Raw genomic sequence first — 17344 nt, 5'->3', positions numbered from 1 at the left:
TATGTTGAAGTTAAAGCACCAAAATAAGCTTGATCAAATGAAAAAAGAAGTAGAGCAGAAAATAAGGGAGCATCACCAAGAAATAGAAGAGGTTACTCTTCATAATCAGGCAAAGGTCATGGAAGCGTTCCGTAACCATCAAGTAGCTGATTTTCATTTCACACCATCTACTGGATACGGGTATGATGATGTAGGGCGAGATACGTTAGAATCGATTTATGCAGAAGTTTTTGGTGGAGAGTCGGCTTTGGTCCGCCCTCAAATTATTTCAGGGACACATGCGATTGCAACTGCTTTATTTGGTGTACTTAGACCTGGAGATGATCTCCTGTACATTACAGGGAAGCCGTATGATACGTTAGAAGAAATTGTAGGAATTCGTGGTAATGGAAATGGATCATTAAAGGAATTTCAAATTGGTTATGATGCAGTTCCTTTAATGGAATCAGGCTGGATCGATGAAGAGAAAATCAGCAATTCAATTACCGCCAAAACGAAAGTGATTGGAATTCAACGTTCAAAAGGGTACGGGGAACGACCTTCCTTTACAATTGGACAAATTCAAGAGATGATTCAGTTTGTTCGATCGATAAAAGAAAATGTCATTGTGTTTGTAGATAATTGTTACGGAGAATTCGTAGAAACAATAGAGCCCTGTGAAGTAGGTGCAGATATCATGGCCGGTTCTTTAATAAAAAACCCAGGTGGTGGTATTGTAAAAACAGGTGGATACATAGTTGGGAGAAGTGATCTTGTTGAACTTGCTTCATACCGATTAGCAGCTCCAGGAATTGGAGCAGAAGGAGGGGCAAGTCTATACAGTTTATTGGAAATGTATCAAGGTTTTTTCTTAGCCCCTCATGTTGTATCGCAAGCGTTAAAGGGTGCTGTATTTACAGCAGCTATTTTGGAGAATATAGGTATGAACACGTCTCCTAAATGGCATGAAAAAAGAACGGATTTAATACAATCCGTTAAATTTCCTACTGCTGAGAAAATGATTGCTTTTTGTCAAGCAATTCAGGCAGCATCACCAGTAAATTCACATGTGTCCCCACAGCCAAGTCCTATGCCGGGCTACAATGATCCTGTCATTATGGCTGCTGGTACGTTTATTCAAGGAGCAAGCATAGAATTAACGGCAGATGGGCCGATAAGGCCACCATATGTTGCCTATGTTCAAGGTGGACTAACCTATGAACATGTCAAAATCGCTGTATTACAAGCGATTGATTCAATTATGGATGTAAACGAGTGACAAAAGTGTTCATAGTGCTTAGAACACAAGGTTTGGCGCACTTACATAAAGTTGACAGTGTACATTGCATCTAGTAACATTAAACTTGCAATAGATTCAATGTACATAATAGTTGATCAGTTTTTTATGGAAGAAGAAACAAGGCCTTTGCGACTTGTTTTTCTAAATATATTTAAGTTTTGAAAGGGGAATACAAGAAATGGCAAAGTTCACAAAAGAAGATATTTTAAGGATTGCTGAAGAATCGAACGTTCGCTATATTCGTCTTCAATTTTCGGATTTACTTGGAACTATTAAGAATGTTGAAATTCCGGTAACTCAATTAACTAAGGCGCTAGATAATAAGATGATGTTTGACGGTTCTTCAATTGAAGGATTCGTTCGTATTGAAGAGTCGGACATGTATTTATATCCTGATTTAGATACATGGGTTATCTTCCCATGGACACCTGAAAAAGGGAAGGTTGCTCGTCTAATTTGTGATGTTTACCTTCCAGGAAAACCTGGAGAAGAACCAACACCATTTGCTGGAGACCCACGTGGAATCTTAAAGAGAGTGTTAAAAGAAGCTGAAAAAATGGGTTATACAGCATTTAATATCGGACCTGAGCCAGAGTTCTTCTTATTTAAGAATGATGAAAATGGCGAGCCTACATTAGAGTTAAATGATAAAGGTGGCTATTTTGACTTAGCTCCAACAGATTTAGGGGAAAATTGCCGTCGTGATATCGTACTAGAGCTTGAAGATATGGGCTTTGAGATTGAAGCATCACACCATGAAGTAGCTCCTGGTCAACATGAAATTGACTTTAAATATGCAGATGCGGTTACAGCATGCGACAATATTCAAACGTTTAAGTTAGTTGTAAAAACGATTGCACGTAAACATGGCCTTCATGCGACATTTATGCCAAAGCCATTATTCGGTGTGAATGGTTCAGGTATGCACTTGAACATGTCATTATTCACAAAAGAAGGAAATGTATTCTATGACGAAGGAACAGAATCACAATTAAGTGATACAGCTATGCAGTTCTTAGCAGGAATCCTTGAACATGCCGAAGCATTCACAGCAATTACGAACCCGATCGTTAACTCGTACAAGCGTCTTGTACCTGGATACGAAGCTCCGGTTTATGTTGCATGGTCGATGCGTAATCGTAGCCCATTAATTCGTATTCCTTCTTCAAGAGGCGTAAGTACTCGTGTGGAAGTTCGTAGTCCAGATCCAGCTGCAAACCCATATTTAGCTATGGCAGTTATGTTAGCTTCAGGTTTAGACGGAATTAAAAAGAAATTAACTCCACCACCAGCAACAGACCGTAACATCTACATCATGAGCAAAGAGGAGCGTGAGGAAGAAGGCATTGATGATCTTCCAGCTACATTAAAACAAGCAATTGATGCTCTTGTGAAGGACGACGTTCTTGTAAAAGCTCTTGGAGAGCATGCAGTTGAAAACTTCGTAGAAGCAAAAGAAATCGAGTGGGATATGTTCCGCACACAAGTTCACCCGTGGGAACGTGACCAATATATGCAAAATTATTAAGAATGACCAACCCTTGACACTAATGTGTTGAGGGTTTTTTCTATTGGCATAAAAGTGAAATTTTTGAAAAAATATTCGAACCTTAGGAGGATAATTATGGTCATCTTACAAACGCTAATTCTAAATACGTAAAAGGAGTTGGTTTTGTTGAGAAAGATTATATTTGGTTTGTTTGTTGCGGTCGTATTGTCTTCAGGAGTGATGCCGGTAGTTGGTGCGGAAGGACTTTCTGATGTGAAATTAACAGAAGAGCAAAAGACGGAGATGGCTAGCTTGCATAAGGAATTGTTTGATCAGAAGAAAATGATCATTAGCAAATATGTTGAATATGGTGTGTTTACAGAAGAAAAGGGTCAGAAAATCATTTCACATATGGACAAGCATTATGACAAGTTAAAGGAAAATGGATTCGTTCCTAAATGGGATAAAAAACATCATAACCATCAAGAGTAAATCTAATTGAAGGGGTTATCTCAAAAGGTCATTCTTTTGACCTATTTGGATAACCCTTTAAAAAGCCGTTTCGCTTACTTATTACTGACAAAACAAGCACCTGCAATAATTAACAAAATAAACAAAACAAGAATTAATATTAAATCAAATTTACTACCGCCAGCCACCTCATTCGTTGTAATTACGGGACTGCCATATCCATACCCTGAATCATAACCATAATAATACATGTAATAGCCACCTTTCTCTAGAAATATGCAAAAAATCATAGAGTAGTGAGGTAATACACCTCTAAATAAAATGTATACGTTAGCCTATGCAAGACTATAAAAAGTGACAAAGAAATCCCCAAAAATAATACTTGTCCATACCCTTCAACTACTACAATAGGTCATTTTCATCTTTTTTCAGACATAGACTAGCTCTAAAAGCATATGCCAGTCATGTAGGGGAGGGGTTCAAATGGATAAAGCATCAATAAGTCGCTTTACAATTTTAATCTTTGCAGTTATTAATACCGTTTTAAATTTACTTGGGTATCAAACGATTTCAGAAGAGTTTATAAATGATGTTGTTGCTGTTATTTCAGGGGCTTATTTTATTTGGGCAGGATGGAAAAATAATTATATTAGTAAAAAAGGTGTTCAGCAAAAAGAGGTATTAAAAAAACATAAACTTCATTGAAATTTACAAACAGCCCCTGCATTTGCAGGGGCTTACATGGTTTAGATGTTTTTCGTGGAGTGATATTCAGAACCATGTTAATAATATAATGACCCAATATTGTTGTAATATAACAACCATTTAAAATGAAACAAAAAATGGTTGTTTTAGGCTTTTAAAAATAGGAATTCTATATTGTTTTCTTGTGGGTTATCACTAAAATTGAGTATAGGGGTGGTAATAATGAGTAAAAAGACTGTGTTGTTGATTATGTATGTATTATCAGTAATGTTTTTCTTTAGAAGTGTCTTTCGTATACTCTTTAACGAAGGTACAGGTGGTTATGGAATGGTTATTGTCAGTGCGTTAGTCATGACATTTGTACTTCTTACTTATTTAAAAGAGAGGAGAAAAGAAAAGGAACAACAAGAAGCGGAGGCGGTTTCTAAATTTTCCAATTGAAGTAAAAACCAAGCATATCCATTATGGGACATGCTTGGTTTCTTTAATGAATGGTACGGAATACACCAATAACTTTACCTAACACTGTACACTCTTTAAGAAGAATAGGAGCCATTGTAGAATTCTCTGGCTGCAGTCGAATATAATCTTTTTCTCGGAAGAAACGCTTTACAGTTGCTTCATCTTCCTCTGTCATCGCTACAATAATATCTCCGTTATTTGCCGTCTGTTGCTGGCGAACAATGACCATATCTCCATCGAAAATACCAGCTTCAATCATACTGTCACCTTGAATAACAAGGACATACGTATTGTCACCTGATACAAGGTGTTCAGGAAGAGGCAAATAATCTTCAATATTTTCAATTGCCGTAATGGGTAGACCAGCTGTTACCTTTCCAAGCACTGGTACATATGTTGTTTTCTTATCTGGGACTGGTGCTGTTTCATTTTCTAAGTCTAATACTTCAATCGCTCTTGGTTTAGTAGGGTCTCTTCTTATAAAACCCTTCTTCTCTAATCTTGACAAATGTCCGTGAACAGTGGAACTAGAAGCAAGACCTACAGCCTCTCCAATTTCTCTGACTGAAGGGGGATACCCTTTCTTTTTTACTTCTACTTTTATAAAATCTAGTATTTCGAGTTGGCGCTTTGATAGTTTTGACATATGTACACCCCACAAAGTTTCCTAATTTGGATAAATTGTACCATGCGAACATATGTAATGCAAACAATTGTTCTAAAAATCCATTGACACAAACAATTGTTCGTATCATCATAATAAACGAACAGACATTCTTAATGAGGTGAAGGAAATGATTAGACGTTTTTCAGGACAAGAAATTTTCATAATATTAGCAGCGGTTGCTGTATTATTATTTATGTATGCGGCCATTATTTTATCTGCACCTACTCATGAAGCAATAGAAGATAAACAGGTATATAGTGAGCGACAAGTAAGTAATAATTTAATAACTGAAGAATATAGCTTGATGGTTGCTACAATATTTGAGAGAACAGTCCATGAGTAAAGCCGTTATTTATTGTCGTGTAAGTACGAACAACAAGGAACAAATATCTTCTTTGAAAAGGCAAGCAAGAGAGTTAGAAGAGATAGCGGTAAGCAAAGGTTTACATGTAATTGATATTATTGAAGAACAGGCTAGTGGATATGATGTTGATAGAGAAGGAATGTTGCAAGTACTAGATTACTTCCAAACAGGGGAAGCGAACATTCTGTTAATACAAGACGATACAAGATTAGGAAGAGGACATGCGAAGATAGCTCTTCTTCATCAAATACGAAAACTCAGTGTTCGTGTATTAACAATCCAAGCTGATGGCGAATTAAGACTTTCTGAAGCAGATGAAATGGTGCTAGAGATTGTCTCTATTGTAGAAGAGTTTCAAAGAAAATTACATAATAGCAAAATAAAACGGGGCATGAAAGAAGCAATAAAAAATGGATACAGGCCAGAGAGAAATATAAAAAATAGTGTTGGAGCAGGGCGATCGAAAAAAGAGGTTCCCATTGAAGAAATAGTTAGGCTTCGAAACATGGATTTAACTTTTTATGATATCGCAGCGACGTTAAGAGGATTTGGCTATGATATATCAAAAGCAACAGTCCATAGACGTTATCAAGAATATCAGAAAGTTGAAACTAAAAAGTAGTGAGCAATAATCCAATTGTTTTAAGTTGAAAACCGCATTCGGTTACGGTAAAGTAAGGGGATGAATCGGTAGAAAGAGGTGCTCATTATGCTTTCAAAAGAAAAACTAGCTAGAATTAATGAACTATCTAGACGAGCTAAAACAAGTGGATTGACGAAACAAGAAGAAAAGGAGCAACAGTCTCTACGGAAAGAATATCTGCAAACATTTCGTGCATCGTTTAAAAATCACCTACATTCGGTAACAGTCGTTGATGAAAATGGCAATGACGTTACACCTGATGCGTTAAAAGAAAGTAAAAAAAATAAAAATAACCCAATGCACTAAAAAGTCTCTAAATTCAGTCTTTAGAGGCTTTTTTGTATGTTGAAAGATTTGTCTGAATGCTTGTGAAATTTCAGGATACAGTATAAGATGTAAAAGAATAGAGAAAGAAATCAGATATTGTGGAAGGGTAGGGAAATGAAAGCATGACGAAACTAGTAGATCAACTTGCAGTAAATACGATTCGTACACTATCAATTGATAGTATCGAAAAAGCAAACTCAGGACACCCAGGTATGCCGATGGGAGCAGCGCCTATGGCGTATAGTCTTTGGACAAAATTTATGAATCATAACCCAGAAAATCCAGAGTGGGTTAATAGAGATCGCTTTGTTTTATCTGCAGGGCATGGATCAATGCTTCTTTATAGTTTGTTACATTTAACAGGATATGATTTATCATTAGAGGATTTACAGCAATTCCGTCAATGGGGAAGTAAAACACCAGGACATCCTGAATTCGGTCATACACCAGGTGTAGAAGCAACGACAGGGCCACTTGGACAAGGAGTTGCAATGGCAGTGGGGATGGCAATGGCTGAGCGTCATTTGGCTAGCACATATAATAAAGATGATTTCAATATCGTTGACCACTATACATATTCAATTTGTGGCGATGGGGACTTAATGGAAGGTGTTTCTGCAGAGGCTGCGTCTTTAGCAGCTCATCTTAAGCTGGGCCGTCTTATTGTCCTTTATGATTCAAACGATATTTCGTTAGATGGTGATTTGCATATCTCTTTCTCAGAGAGTGTAGAGGATCGCTATAAAGCATATGGTTGGCAAGTAATTCGTGTCGAGGATGGCAATGATTTAGATGAAATCAACCGAGCGATTGAAGCAGCAAAACAAGATGACCGTCCAACTTTAATTGAAGTAAAAACGGTCATTGGTTACGGTTCACCTAATAAATCAGGAAAGTCTGCTTCACACGGTGCTCCATTAGGGAAAGAAGAAGTAGCTTTAACGAAGTCAACATATGAATGGCTACATGAAGAAGAATTTCATATTCCATCTGAAGTAAGTGAAATGTTTGCTGAAGTAAAAGCAGAAGGCGCGAAGAAAGAAGAAGAGTGGAATGAACTATTCGCCAAATACAAAGAATCTTACCCTGAGTTAGCAGCTGAATTTGAGCGTGCAAATAATGGGGAGCTTCCAGAAGGTTGGGATTCAGAAGCGCCAGTATACGAGGCGGGATCAAGTATTGCGACTCGTTCATCATCAGGTGAAGCATTAAATGCTTTTGCTAAGAAAGTTCCTGAATTGTTTGGTGGATCTGCTGACCTTGCCGGTTCTAACAAAACATATATGAAAGATTTAGGTGATTACTCACGTGATCATTATGAAGGACGTAATATTTGGTTTGGTGTACGTGAATTTGCAATGGGAGCTGCTGTAAATGGTATGGCTCTTCATGGCGGAGTAAAAGTCTTTGGTGCAACATTCTTTGTATTCTCTGATTATTTACGTCCAGCTATCCGTCTAGCAGCTCTTATGAAGTTACCGGTTATTTATGTATTTACTCATGATAGTATTGCTGTTGGTGAAGACGGACCAACACACGAACCTGTAGAGCAGCTAGCAGCATTGCGTGCAATGCCAGGTCTATCTGTCATTCGCCCAGGAGACAGTAACGAAACAGTGGCAGCTTGGAAGGCGGCTCTAGAAAGTAAGGATACACCAACAGCTCTTGTGCTAACACGTCAAAACTTAAAAACACTAGATCATACGGCAGAGCTTGCGTATGAAGGTGTTAAAAAAGGTGCATATATTGTTTCAAAATCTAGTGGTACAACCGATGTTCTTTTACTTGCATCTGGATCAGAGGTTCCACTGGCAGTAGAAGCTCAAGCTGTTCTTGAGAAAGATGGCATCCATGCTGATGTTGTAAGTATGCCTAGCTGGGATCGCTTTGAGAAACAGTCGCAGTCATACAAAGATGAAGTGATCTCACCAGATGTAAAAGTACGTCTTGGTATTGAAATGGCTTCTCCATTAGGATGGCATAAATATGTTGGGGACCATGGGGATGTATTAGCAATCGACCAATTCGGTGCCTCGGCTCCAGCAGAGAAAATTTTAGCTGAATATGGCTTCACGGTTGAAAATGTTGTAGCAAAAGTTAAAGCATTGTTACAAAAATAATTTATAAAACTGACTCATTAGTCGGGTTTTAGCTGAAATCTAAGTGCTAAAACCCACTCTTTTTGAGTCAGTTTTTTTGTTCGACAAAATTAGTGGTTATCTGCTCCGCTTTCAGACAATCATTTCACTAGAGTTCTCGTATACTAGAGAAAATAAAATGCGAGAGGGTGTCCATGATGAGACATTATGAATTGTATATCTTTGAAGAAGATGTTGCTCGTCAATATTACGGACAAGAAGCAAAGTTATTTTATCTTTTTCTTGAGCATGAAAAAGCGAGAGGGAACCAAAAGGAAATTTTAAGGAAGCAAATTGAATTTATAACCAAGCCAATACCGGCCCTATTATTACAACAAAAACTAAAACAGGATCTTGTGAAAATTGAGGGATATAAAAAAAAGAAAAATACACATGTTATTGATATTCCCGACCGTGATTCTAAAGTAGAGCTTGTGATTGGTGCTGATGCACTCTACTTAACAGCCGTTGGGTCATTTGATGTAGAAACCATGTTCTTTGAAATCCTTAGGAAATGTGAACCAACCTTTTTTGCATTTACAATTGAAGAGCATCGCTATGGTTGGCTAAAGCCTATAAAGCAAGAGGATTTGCTTAGAACAACACAAGTTTAATGAGAAGCCAAGCGATATTTTTCTGAAGTGCTTTTAAATCTCTTGTCATTAAGATATAATAGATAAGGTTGATTCGGGATTTTCCGGACAGGTTTAGATAGCACGAAGGAGGACGTTGGACTTATGTGGATTCATATTTTAGGGTATACCCTAGCTGTTGCAGCAGGTATTGCAATTGGCTTCTTTATAGCACGTAAGACGATGATGTCTTATTTGAAAAAGAACCCACCATTTAACGAGCAAATGCTCCGTGTCATGATGATGCAAATGGGACAAAATCCATCGCAGAAGAAAATTAATCAAATGATGAAAGCGATGCAGAAACAACAAGGTAAGTAAACCCTTGTCACCATTGGCTTTCAAGAGTTTTGGAGAATTGTAAGATTGAGTATTTTTAGCGAATTACTTAATCTTTCTCCAAAAAACATGGTTAATTTTTCTCAAAGAGTACATAAACCATTTTTTTCTGTTACTTAAAACAGGGGAGGTGGTTTTTTTGTTGTTGCTAGACTTAATCGAAGAATATTTATACGACAACCTCTAGAAGTGGTGAAGTTTATGAATTTTACTGGAGCTTCAGTTGTATTCAAGATGGAAACAGAAGATAGAAAGAAGCTTTTTGTCAATAGAGAAGCTACAATTATAGATCCTTCTTCAGGTTAAATTGAGTATGAATTTGCTAAAGGGGATTTGATTAAAATGGGCATTCATATCGCAGAATTCGAAGTGACATTTTCTGATAAAAGAATTAGAACTTTCCCCAAGCATGGTTACTTGAAAATTAATGTTACCCAAGAAATTGATAATGGAAGAGCAACGGAAGCTGAAGAAAATTTAGCTATCAAAGTATCAAAAATTGAGGAATTCAAAACCTTAATGAGTGACGAATACGATGCTTTTAAGAGTGGAGCAGCTCAAATATTAAATGAGGCTCAAGAAGTTATAAACAATGCTAATACACAAGCTGAGAAGGCTGAACAGTCTGCTATTAATGCGAATAATAAAGCTGGTTTAGCAGAGGAAAAAGCAATTTTAGCAAGTGAAAAGGCTAATTTAGCAGATGAGAAAGCACAGTTAGCACAAACTCATTAAAAGGTACATTTGAAGAGATCTTAAATTAAGCATCCGTATTAGGTGCTTTTTTATATGGAAGGAATTAACGGATGGTTAAATACAAGAATATGTCAGCTATAGTTTGAGCGACAGATTAAAGAGTGGTTAGGGTATATGGTAGCTCTGATGAAGAGGGAAAAGAAATTGTGATGAGAAGTTTGTTGGGGATGATTGATAAGAGGATAGGTGATGAGTAGGTTTAAATAATTTCGTTATGTGCTTCAATAAAAAACACGATTACCAAATCAATCTTAAAACTTTTTTATTTTTATGACCAATTACCATGGGACAACATATAATAAAAAAAAATTTAGGTGGTCAAAATGGAGAAAAATAACAGAAAGCATTTTATTACTACGAATAGGGTTTATGATTGGGTAATCTCAACAGATGAAATTAGGATAAAAGTACCGATAAAAAAACCTAAAAAGGTCTCTAAAGTTGATACTTATCAGTACAATGCTTTATCGGATGGAATTAGTGCAGTTTATACAAATGATGATGAACTTAAAGATTACGGAGAACGAGGTATTTTAGATCCTAAAAAAGTCTCATATACTAACCTATTCATAAATGGAGTATTACAACCTCCAAATACTTATGAGGTTGAAAAAGGGTGTTTACGTTTAAAAACCAAAGATATTCCTATTAAAAATACTCCAATTAATCTTCAGTTTGTAACTATTTATCAGTTATAAAAAAAGGTAAGGAATTTATACCTTACCTTTTTGGGTTAAGTTGCAACATCTGTCGTTGAAGTTGGCGAGAAGTTTACTACTTCTAAAACAATTGGAGTGCCTGCTAGAATTGGGTCTCCACCTGCAGGGACGTCAACATCAAGTGAACCCTCAGTTGTTGCACCAGGTGTATAAGTTGATATTCCCTCCATTTGTAGAACTCCGTTAATATAAACATTAAAGTAGCTATTATCAGTATTTAAAACAGGTAGATCAGTAGCTACAGCACCAGCGTCATCAAAGAAATCTGCTGTATCAATTGACAGTGTAGTCCCAGCAGAAGTTTCTCCTGTAGTTACGTGAAAGAACTTTTCTTGTTCTGGGTCTACAGAGGTTGTAGTAGACGCTGTCACAAGTAATTTCATAAGTTGTAGTGCCATGAATAAGCCTCCTTTTTATTTATCGTATTACTGATTATCATAATATGATTTAAAAATCAGAGTTGCTGTAGACAAGTTAATTAAATTAAAGTTTATAAATTATAGAGGTGAGTTATAGCTGAGCGGTAAAAAGGGGCTAAGGAGTGTAAAAAGTATGTTAAGTTGTAAAAGGGAGGAGGTTACTCAATGAGTGAGGGATTATTACCACAGAATCAACAAGCAGCAGCATCGTTATTAGCAAGTGGAAGTAAGGATAAACAGCAAATTGCTAAGACAATTGGAGTGTCTAGAACCACTTTATATAATCGGATGAAAGATGAAAAGTTTAAGGATGAGGTGGACAGCTTGAAACACGAAATAAAAGTTTTCGGTCAAGATATGATTGCTGGTAAGTTGGCTGAAGCGGTACATAAGTATGGGGATCTAATCGACTCTACAGGCAATCAACGTGTGAAAGCTGAAAGATACCAGTATTTCATTAATCGTAACCTTGGTAAGCCTACAAGTAAGCTTGATATTGATACTTGAATCAATACAGCTAATGAGGTTGATAAGGATATTCTTGATGCTGAGTTTGGAGAGTGGGAAGTTGATAAGGTTGATGAATAGAGCATAAAACTATATTCGTACATTATTACGTAAAATGTAGATTACACGTAACTAAGTAACAATCTTCAAAGAAAAAACCCTTATGTATCAAGGGTTTCGTGAAGGGTTTAAAATTATCTAAATTTATTCAATTATACACTCTTGTATACGTTGATATACCGTTAGATTATGCATAGTAGTGGATGAGGACAATGCATAAAATAATGTATAAATAATCCCTTAATATTGTTCAGAATGAAGGGGTGGGGGCGTTCTATTTTCAATTTTGCCAAATCCCCTACAACGAGCTATACAGTTTTTTATAAGATTTTCTTAGTCTTAATTACATTAAAATGCTGTTCCCATATAAGGAAACAACATTTTAAATTTATTGTTGATATCGTAATACTTTTAGGAGGTACGAAAGGCTAATTAAATTTAAATTTATCTGGTCAATAAAGCGCTTTAAACTTAATATTAATGTTCTTATAAAACGTAACATTTCACCGCCTCCTTATTAAGAATTATGGTCTAGAAAGCCTATAATTATTATAGGGGCTAAATAAATTTTTTTGGTAAATGTAACCTTCTTTTCAAAACCTTAATAGATGCATTAATTTTTTACTTGAGCTTAAAACTAAGGTGAATTCAATTAAGAAGAAGGTGAAAAGTTTGTCAAACCCTTTTGAAGCCTTATGGAATATAGTGAATAAAGAAATAGATAATACAAATGAAAAAAATTCACCATTGCATATTGGAGAGGCAATGGATTGTTGGACTTATTTGACTGCATTGGCAGAGTTTATTAGGTTTGAAGAAGCCGGTCTGAATACATCTACTGACGATGAAGTATTAGAAATGTTAAATGATGCTATAAGAATGTGTGAAAATCAGTCTGAGAAATTAAGTAGTTTTATGAAAAAAGAGGGAATTCCTTTACCAGAAACCTCTCCACCGAAGCCTAAATCAGAACCTAATGCAATTCCATTAGGAGTTAAATTATCAGACGAAGAAATCACAAATGGAATTACTTTAAAACTAACTTCGTGTCTTATGATGTCTGCAAAAGGAGAAATCGATGCTATACGTACAGATATAGGCGTAATGTGGTTTAAATTTCATACAGAGATGCTAACTTTTGGAGTGACGTTAAAGTCATTAATGATTAAACGTGGATGGTTAAAAGTACCTCCTTATTATTATCCACCTGGACAACCATCTAATTAAATGAAGACATTTTGTAAAATTAATCTGGTTAATACCAGTTAAATCATAACTTTGTATTCACCAGATTAATTTTTTATTGGAGGTGACCAACATAACTAATTTTAACACAATTGAAAACCGTAATCTCCTTAGAGACTACCTATATAAAGAATTTACTCAAAATAAAGGCTTAAACTCGGCCTAGGCAAAAGAACGAGTGAAACAGCTTATGCTCAAGCATGATAAAAACCTATTCGGTGAAAACAGCCTCGCTTATTCACTTAGTAAACGCTCCTTATCATTCTTCTGGCAATACTTCCTTCAAGATTTCTTTATTCCTAAAGATAATAATGTTGTTCGCCCATTAGCTCCTGTTTATTATGAAGTATGGAAGCAACTTGAAGATATATTTATTCATCATAAGCATGATAAGCAAGAGTTTATCCTTCCTCGTGGATGTGCTAAGACAACCATTATTGATATGGCACTTAGTTGTTATCTTCATTGCTATGGCTTGAGTATATTTACAATTGTACTCGCTAACCGTGAACTAGATGTGGTTAACTTTGTTGATCAAACTAAGAAAGCATTGAAGACTCCTCATATTGTCCACACATTCGGAAACTTGGTGAATCCTCGTAAGCGCGCAGTAAATAAACTTGAATTGGAATTAGACAATGACACTAAGATTCAAGCTTATTCCTCTGGTTCATCTGTTCGTGGTGCTGGTTATATTTCCCTTAAAGGTATTTATCGTCCTATGGTTTATATTGCGGATGATTACATAGCTGAAAGTGACATATTAACCGATGATAGCAAGCAAAAGAAGTATCAAAGTGGCTTTAAGGAAGTAGAAGAAGGTGGAGTGTGCAGCGGTTTTCCGTAATGGTAAATTGATTAAACCAGCTACTAAGTTTTTAGTTCTTGGCACTCCACTTGCTCAAGGTGATTTTATTGATGCAATTTCTAAGAACCCTGAGTACAAAGTATTCCATAGAAGCGTTGTAGACTTTAACAATGAGGCATTGGCCGGAATTCAGAAATATACTTTTTGATGATAAGCGTGAGGAATCAGCAGAAGATGCTAAGAAATATTATCTTAAGCATATAGAACATATGGAATTCCCTACAATTTGGGAGAAGTACAGTTGTTACAATTTAGCTTTGAAATATTTCACTAAGCGCTTAGCCTTCATACAGGAGCTAATGTGTAATGTAGAAAATATTGGTGACAAGTGGTTTAAATCCAATCGTACACAATCAATTGAAGAAATTGAAGATCATACATTTGAGAAAACATTGCTTACTATTGATACTGCTGGTGTGAAGAATTAAAATAAATCTCGCTCGGATTACTTTGCATTTGTTGTTGGATCTAATGGTGACAATGGTTTTAAGTATATTCGTAAAGGGTAGCTTAGGAAGTTTAATGAATTTGATCATTATATAAACCATGTGATTGAGTCGCTTAAAGAGTTTCACCTTCCATGGTGGTACTAGCAATCTAGATAAAAAAGAATTGGATCGAATAGTCAAGTATATTATTAAGAAACAAACAACTGGGCTTTCGCAGTTAGGTGTAAGATTTAGTTAAAGATGAGGTTTACTCGTTGGTTTAATTCCAGTGGGGAAACCTTTTTTTGTTTAAGGAGGTGAGACTATGACCGAAACATGGAAATTAGATAATGAACATTATGTACTCTATACAGATAGCAAAGATATCATAAATCGTATCAAGCGTTATTATGTTGATTTTCACTTGATGGCTACTTATGAGAAGGATGAGAAAGTATTTGCGCTTCAGTATAGATTACCAATTAAAAGAAAACGAGTAGCGCAGCGTTTAGCACGTATATAATTTCATGTACAAAAATACAAAAAATAAGACGTTTTGAGGGTAGTGAAGTGCTTACCCATGTATTTATGCTAGAAGTCGATTATCTTTTCTCATATTAGCTATAAAGTAGAGAACCGAACCATTTACACATGTTTTTGAGGGGTTTACCTTGTTAGTTACAATTGAGTAGCTGGTGAGGTAACCCCCTTTTTTGTTTTAACGTACCTCAGCATATTATAAAATAAAACCTTGTAATTTCATCGGAATTATATTATATTTTTTTTCAAGGGAGTGAGAAAACTGGATACCAACAAGAGAGCACAAAAGTTTAAAAGTTTTTTCAAAGCTAGGTTAAATAGGAAATTAACTTTAAAAGAATTAAAATTTATTAGATGGTTGGCAAAATTAGAGGGTATAAAAAGCAAAAAGGATTGATATATCATTCTATTTAGAGGAAATTTCCATTGTTTGTTTTTCCGTATCAAGTCCTCGGGCATCTAACTCTTCTTTTAAAATGGAAATGAAATCTGTGTCTAAATTTAACCTTATAGCTTCGTAATAAACTTCAGACAGGGTTTGATCGTCTAATCTATTAAACATAGTTACTAAAACCTCTTTCTCAATTTTACATAAGATTATACTTGTTTTTAAGCACGAAATATATTTTAACTTAAAACGATAACGTAATAAAGTGATATTAGGAAAAAAAAAACAGTGAATTATGTTATGAATTGATTACATAAAAGCAATATCGGAATCAAGGCATTAAAAGAGAATTTTTAAAATACAAAAAGCCCTCATACCATCATGTGAGGGCTAACATGGCTTATGTGTGAGTTGTTCGGATGTCTAATAACCATGTTAATTAAATAATTTCCATTAATTTCAAAAAATATTCATGTGAGATTATCTCCTATACTTTGTTACATCTTGTCTCTTTTTGACTATTATTAAAGAAACAGGAGGCGTTATAGATGAAACCAACATTAAACCAATTAGTAAATGAATTCGAATCTAAATTAAATCGAAAGCTAAGGGACATAGAGCTTAAGGTGCTTGAGTTTTTAGTAAATACTGATTCAGATAGCTCTGAACCTTTACTTTCATCAAGTGAGTAAATAAATTAATTTCTTCACGATATCCCCTACAAACCACTAAGTAATTGCACTTTTCAGTTACTTTTCCTTGATCGTATACAGTAATATCAGTTTTGCGCATTTCTTTTTTTAGGTCAAGAATATCCATACTAATTTTATTTATCGTTTTCTCTATTAGACTTAGGTAAGGCTCTTCAAACTTAAAACCTGCATTCTTGACTTTACCTAAGTCATTTTCTAATACTTTACGAGTCAAAGGAAGATATATATATAGTAAGACTAAATCTAGATCATGTCCGTTAAGCATAAGATCACCTTTTTGAATTGATTATATACGAATGTTTGTTCGTTTTTGATAGAAAGGTGATTTTTATTATTTACATCCCTAAATATTTATCTACGTCTTTATTTCCCCCTAGTTTTTTGTCGCTCTCAAATATAACGTATACATCAATTAGGAAGCGATCGAAACGCAAGGAAGGTACTATCTAATATGTCTGACTACGTTTCAGCCTTCAGAGATAAAGAGAAAGTGTACTATCTTAATGCAGAAGGTAGAGAACGTGTCGAATGTAATAAGGTGAGGAAGAAGTCTGTTCAAGTTGGTATCGTTACGTGAAGAGAGTTACAGGGGAATTAGGATTAAATGTAGAGCAGATTGATCAGTTAATGGGGAAAATCACATCATACAAGCTATTCAAGCGTGATAGAGTGTATTATGGCAATGCTGAAATCCTTCTAGTGTTTTTTATTATGTAGCATTGAGGAACGTGGCGATAATTGAATATTGGGTGATGTGTTGTCAGGTACGTATAGTGATGAGTCATTACAGCAACTTGATGGGAAAAGTTATTCGACTTATTTATTTTTAACTGCTTAATCTCTCCAAAAGAAAAAATTAAGGAGTAAAATTAACCATATTTCTTCAATCTATAAATCTTTCTAGACTAAATAAGACTGTCTATGGTATATTTTACTCAACCGAAAAAGTGGTACGTGATGACTGGGAAACCCTTGCTACATCAATGCTCCGTGTCATGATGATGCAAATGGGACAAAATCCATCGCAAAAGAAAATTAATCAAATCATGAAAGCGATGCAGAAACAACAATCTAAATAATTGTATGGACAAGCACCTCAAGTTTGAGGTGTTTTTCTACTTTTGTAAGATTTACTCATAGTGGCCTAAAGTACTACAACCTTCTATTTTTCGAAGGGAAAAGGAA

25 protein-coding genes and 1 pseudogene are annotated in these 17344 nt (G+C 35.4%); 21 read left to right on the top strand and 5 right to left on the bottom strand.

The window, feature by feature from the left end; translation table 11 throughout:
• The first annotated feature begins 1 nt into the window (after position 1).
• From SAY88_RS18865 to SAY88_RS18855, 3 genes are all read left to right on the top strand, one after another.
• The gene (locus SAY88_RS18865; RefSeq protein WP_332633703.1) at positions 2–1258 is read left to right on the top strand and encodes a methionine gamma-lyase family protein; all 1257 of its coding nucleotides are present in this window, start codon (positions 2–4) and stop codon (positions 1256–1258) included.
• Between the two features lie 199 nt (positions 1259–1457).
• Positions 1458–2807 (top strand): type I glutamate--ammonia ligase, encoded by a 1350-nt coding sequence (glnA, locus tag SAY88_RS18860; protein WP_250095502.1) that lies wholly within the window; start codon positions 1458–1460, stop codon positions 2805–2807.
• Positions 2808–2954: 147 nt separating this feature from the next.
• A complete protein-coding gene (locus SAY88_RS18855) occupies positions 2955–3260 on the top strand; it encodes a YckD family protein (protein ID WP_332633702.1) in 306 nt (101 codons plus the stop codon).
• 74 nt (positions 3261–3334) lie between these two features.
• Here the strand turns inward: SAY88_RS18855 and SAY88_RS18850 are convergent, their stop codons facing one another.
• On the bottom strand, positions 3335–3490 hold the full coding sequence (locus SAY88_RS18850) for a sporulation protein YjcZ (RefSeq protein ID WP_332633701.1): 156 nt from the start codon (positions 3488–3490) through the stop codon (positions 3335–3337).
• Between the two features lie 232 nt (positions 3491–3722).
• Here SAY88_RS18850 and SAY88_RS18845 point away from each other — a divergent pair, with 232 nt between their 5' ends.
• Positions 3723–3944, top strand: a complete 222-nt coding sequence (locus tag SAY88_RS18845; protein ID WP_332633700.1) for a phage holin — start codon at positions 3723–3725, stop codon at positions 3942–3944.
• 222 nt (positions 3945–4166) lie between these two features.
• Positions 4167–4385, top strand: coding sequence for a hypothetical protein (locus tag SAY88_RS18840; protein ID WP_332633699.1), 219 nt, complete (start codon positions 4167–4169; stop codon positions 4383–4385).
• 43 nt (positions 4386–4428) lie between these two features.
• Here SAY88_RS18840 and lexA read toward each other — a convergent pair whose 3' ends face one another.
• Positions 4429–5052 carry a transcriptional repressor LexA gene (gene lexA / locus SAY88_RS18835; protein WP_250095507.1) on the bottom strand — a complete coding sequence of 208 codons (624 nt, stop codon included), beginning with the start codon at positions 5050–5052 and terminating at the stop codon, positions 4429–4431.
• A 148-nt stretch (positions 5053–5200) separates the two neighbouring features.
• Here lexA and SAY88_RS18830 point away from each other — a divergent pair, with 148 nt between their 5' ends.
• The 8 genes from SAY88_RS18830 to SAY88_RS18795 all read left to right on the top strand — a co-directional run bounded on the left by SAY88_RS18830 (position 5201) and on the right by SAY88_RS18795 (position 10970).
• Positions 5201–5416 (top strand): hypothetical protein, encoded by a 216-nt coding sequence (locus SAY88_RS18830; protein ID WP_332633697.1) that lies wholly within the window; start codon positions 5201–5203, stop codon positions 5414–5416.
• Positions 5409–6059 carry a YneB family resolvase-like protein gene (locus tag SAY88_RS18825; protein WP_332633696.1) on the top strand — a complete coding sequence of 217 codons (651 nt, stop codon included), beginning with the start codon at positions 5409–5411 and terminating at the stop codon, positions 6057–6059. Before SAY88_RS18830 ends, SAY88_RS18825 begins: the two co-directional genes overlap by 8 nt.
• A gap of 87 nt (positions 6060–6146) precedes the next feature.
• Positions 6147–6386 carry a DUF896 domain-containing protein gene (locus SAY88_RS18820; protein ID WP_250095510.1) on the top strand — a complete coding sequence of 80 codons (240 nt, stop codon included), beginning with the start codon at positions 6147–6149 and terminating at the stop codon, positions 6384–6386.
• A gap of 143 nt (positions 6387–6529) precedes the next feature.
• A complete protein-coding gene (tkt, locus tag SAY88_RS18815) occupies positions 6530–8527 on the top strand; it encodes a transketolase (protein ID WP_332633694.1) in 1998 nt (665 codons plus the stop codon).
• Between the two features lie 173 nt (positions 8528–8700).
• The gene (gene sirA / locus SAY88_RS18810) at positions 8701–9159 is read left to right on the top strand and encodes a sporulation inhibitor of replication protein SirA (protein ID WP_332633692.1); all 459 of its coding nucleotides are present in this window, start codon (positions 8701–8703) and stop codon (positions 9157–9159) included.
• A gap of 123 nt (positions 9160–9282) precedes the next feature.
• Positions 9283–9498 (top strand): YneF family protein, encoded by a 216-nt coding sequence (locus SAY88_RS18805; RefSeq protein ID WP_034627753.1) that lies wholly within the window; start codon positions 9283–9285, stop codon positions 9496–9498.
• Positions 9499–9858: 360 nt separating this feature from the next.
• Positions 9859–10251 (top strand): hypothetical protein, encoded by a 393-nt coding sequence (locus SAY88_RS18800; RefSeq protein WP_332633691.1) that lies wholly within the window; start codon positions 9859–9861, stop codon positions 10249–10251.
• A gap of 344 nt (positions 10252–10595) precedes the next feature.
• Entirely contained in the window at positions 10596–10970 is a 375-nt protein-coding gene (locus SAY88_RS18795; RefSeq protein WP_332633690.1) for a DUF4183 domain-containing protein, read from the top strand.
• A gap of 35 nt (positions 10971–11005) precedes the next feature.
• On the opposite strand, the gene SAY88_RS18790 is transcribed toward SAY88_RS18795, so the two are convergent.
• Complete coding sequence (locus SAY88_RS18790) at positions 11006–11389, bottom strand: DUF4183 domain-containing protein (RefSeq protein ID WP_332633689.1); 384 nt, start codon at positions 11387–11389, stop codon at positions 11006–11008.
• 186 nt (positions 11390–11575) lie between these two features.
• Between SAY88_RS18790 and SAY88_RS18785 the strand changes: the two genes are divergently transcribed.
• The 5 genes from SAY88_RS18785 to SAY88_RS18765 all read left to right on the top strand — a co-directional run bounded on the left by SAY88_RS18785 (position 11576) and on the right by SAY88_RS18765 (position 15041).
• Positions 11576–11917, top strand: a complete 342-nt coding sequence (locus SAY88_RS18785; protein ID WP_332633688.1) for a hypothetical protein — start codon at positions 11576–11578, stop codon at positions 11915–11917.
• 723 nt (positions 11918–12640) lie between these two features.
• The gene (locus SAY88_RS18780; RefSeq protein ID WP_431308896.1) at positions 12641–13204 is read left to right on the top strand and encodes a DUF3231 family protein; all 564 of its coding nucleotides are present in this window, start codon (positions 12641–12643) and stop codon (positions 13202–13204) included.
• A 208-nt stretch (positions 13205–13412) separates the two neighbouring features.
• A complete protein-coding gene (locus tag SAY88_RS18775; RefSeq protein WP_332633686.1) occupies positions 13413–14069 on the top strand; it encodes a hypothetical protein in 657 nt (218 codons plus the stop codon).
• 131 nt (positions 14070–14200) lie between these two features.
• Positions 14201–14518, top strand: coding sequence for a hypothetical protein (locus SAY88_RS18770; RefSeq protein WP_332633685.1), 318 nt, complete (start codon positions 14201–14203; stop codon positions 14516–14518).
• A 325-nt stretch (positions 14519–14843) separates the two neighbouring features.
• Positions 14844–15041, top strand: a complete 198-nt coding sequence (locus SAY88_RS18765; RefSeq protein WP_332633684.1) for a hypothetical protein — start codon at positions 14844–14846, stop codon at positions 15039–15041.
• 423 nt (positions 15042–15464) lie between these two features.
• Here the strand turns inward: SAY88_RS18765 and sda are convergent, their stop codons facing one another.
• Together sda and SAY88_RS18755 are read right to left on the bottom strand one after the other, a co-directional pair.
• Entirely contained in the window at positions 15465–15620 is a 156-nt protein-coding gene (gene sda / locus SAY88_RS18760) for a sporulation histidine kinase inhibitor Sda (RefSeq protein ID WP_332633683.1), read from the bottom strand.
• Positions 15621–16067: 447 nt separating this feature from the next.
• Positions 16068–16424 carry a YhjD family protein gene (locus tag SAY88_RS18755; RefSeq protein WP_332633682.1) on the bottom strand — a complete coding sequence of 119 codons (357 nt, stop codon included), beginning with the start codon at positions 16422–16424 and terminating at the stop codon, positions 16068–16070.
• A gap of 186 nt (positions 16425–16610) precedes the next feature.
• Here SAY88_RS18755 and SAY88_RS18750 point away from each other — a divergent pair, with 186 nt between their 5' ends.
• From SAY88_RS18750 to SAY88_RS18740, 3 genes and pseudogenes are all read left to right on the top strand, one after another.
• Positions 16611–16736 carry a hypothetical protein gene (locus SAY88_RS18750; RefSeq protein ID WP_332633681.1) on the top strand — a complete coding sequence of 42 codons (126 nt, stop codon included), beginning with the start codon at positions 16611–16613 and terminating at the stop codon, positions 16734–16736.
• The gene (locus SAY88_RS18745) at positions 16733–16876 is read left to right on the top strand and encodes a hypothetical protein (protein WP_332633679.1); all 144 of its coding nucleotides are present in this window, start codon (positions 16733–16735) and stop codon (positions 16874–16876) included. The genes SAY88_RS18750 and SAY88_RS18745 overlap by 4 nt, the downstream gene beginning before the upstream one ends.
• A gap of 266 nt (positions 16877–17142) precedes the next feature.
• Positions 17143–17238: pseudogene (locus SAY88_RS18740) on the top strand (YneF family protein); the annotation flags it as partial.
• Positions 17239–17344 lie beyond the last annotated feature (106 nt).

It is taken from the genome of Halalkalibacter flavus (genome assembly GCF_036663575.1).
GTDB lineage: Bacteria > Bacillota > Bacilli > Bacillales > Bacillaceae_D > Halalkalibacter > Halalkalibacter flavus.
The sequence above is the reverse complement of the archived record's forward strand: the minus strand, read 5'-3'. Positions and strand labels throughout refer to the sequence as shown.

Excerpts from the sequence above, each read along its gene's own strand:
- SAY88_RS18865 (WP_332633703.1), top strand. The coding sequence starts at position 2 with ATGTTGAAGTTAAAGCACCAAAATAAGCTTGATCAAATGAAAAAAGAA.
- glnA (WP_250095502.1), top strand. The coding sequence starts at position 1,458 with ATGGCAAAGTTCACAAAAGAAGATATTTTAAGGATTGCTGAAGAATCG.
- SAY88_RS18850 (WP_332633701.1), bottom strand. The coding sequence starts at position 3,490 with ATGTATTATTATGGTTATGATTCAGGGTATGGATATGGCAGTCCCGTA.
- SAY88_RS18845 (WP_332633700.1), top strand. The coding sequence starts at position 3,723 with ATGGATAAAGCATCAATAAGTCGCTTTACAATTTTAATCTTTGCAGTT.
- SAY88_RS18840 (WP_332633699.1), top strand. The coding sequence starts at position 4,167 with ATGAGTAAAAAGACTGTGTTGTTGATTATGTATGTATTATCAGTAATG.
- lexA (WP_250095507.1), bottom strand. The coding sequence starts at position 5,052 with ATGTCAAAACTATCAAAGCGCCAACTCGAAATACTAGATTTTATAAAA.
- SAY88_RS18830 (WP_332633697.1), top strand. The coding sequence starts at position 5,201 with ATGATTAGACGTTTTTCAGGACAAGAAATTTTCATAATATTAGCAGCG.
- SAY88_RS18825 (WP_332633696.1), top strand. The coding sequence starts at position 5,409 with ATGAGTAAAGCCGTTATTTATTGTCGTGTAAGTACGAACAACAAGGAA.
- SAY88_RS18820 (WP_250095510.1), top strand. The coding sequence starts at position 6,147 with ATGCTTTCAAAAGAAAAACTAGCTAGAATTAATGAACTATCTAGACGA.
- tkt (WP_332633694.1), top strand. The coding sequence starts at position 6,530 with ATGACGAAACTAGTAGATCAACTTGCAGTAAATACGATTCGTACACTA.
- sirA (WP_332633692.1), top strand. The coding sequence starts at position 8,701 with ATGATGAGACATTATGAATTGTATATCTTTGAAGAAGATGTTGCTCGT.
- SAY88_RS18805 (WP_034627753.1), top strand. The coding sequence starts at position 9,283 with ATGTGGATTCATATTTTAGGGTATACCCTAGCTGTTGCAGCAGGTATT.
- SAY88_RS18800 (WP_332633691.1), top strand. The coding sequence starts at position 9,859 with ATGGGCATTCATATCGCAGAATTCGAAGTGACATTTTCTGATAAAAGA.
- SAY88_RS18795 (WP_332633690.1), top strand. The coding sequence starts at position 10,596 with ATGGAGAAAAATAACAGAAAGCATTTTATTACTACGAATAGGGTTTAT.
- SAY88_RS18790 (WP_332633689.1), bottom strand. The coding sequence starts at position 11,389 with ATGGCACTACAACTTATGAAATTACTTGTGACAGCGTCTACTACAACC.
- SAY88_RS18785 (WP_332633688.1), top strand. The coding sequence starts at position 11,576 with ATGAGTGAGGGATTATTACCACAGAATCAACAAGCAGCAGCATCGTTA.
- SAY88_RS18775 (WP_332633686.1), top strand. The coding sequence starts at position 13,413 with ATGCTCAAGCATGATAAAAACCTATTCGGTGAAAACAGCCTCGCTTAT.
- SAY88_RS18770 (WP_332633685.1), top strand. The coding sequence starts at position 14,201 with ATGAGGCATTGGCCGGAATTCAGAAATATACTTTTTGATGATAAGCGT.
- SAY88_RS18765 (WP_332633684.1), top strand. The coding sequence starts at position 14,844 with ATGACCGAAACATGGAAATTAGATAATGAACATTATGTACTCTATACA.
- sda (WP_332633683.1), bottom strand. The coding sequence starts at position 15,620 with ATGTTTAATAGATTAGACGATCAAACCCTGTCTGAAGTTTATTACGAA.
- SAY88_RS18755 (WP_332633682.1), bottom strand. The coding sequence starts at position 16,424 with ATGCTTAACGGACATGATCTAGATTTAGTCTTACTATATATATATCTT.
- SAY88_RS18750 (WP_332633681.1), top strand. The coding sequence starts at position 16,611 with ATGTCTGACTACGTTTCAGCCTTCAGAGATAAAGAGAAAGTGTACTAT.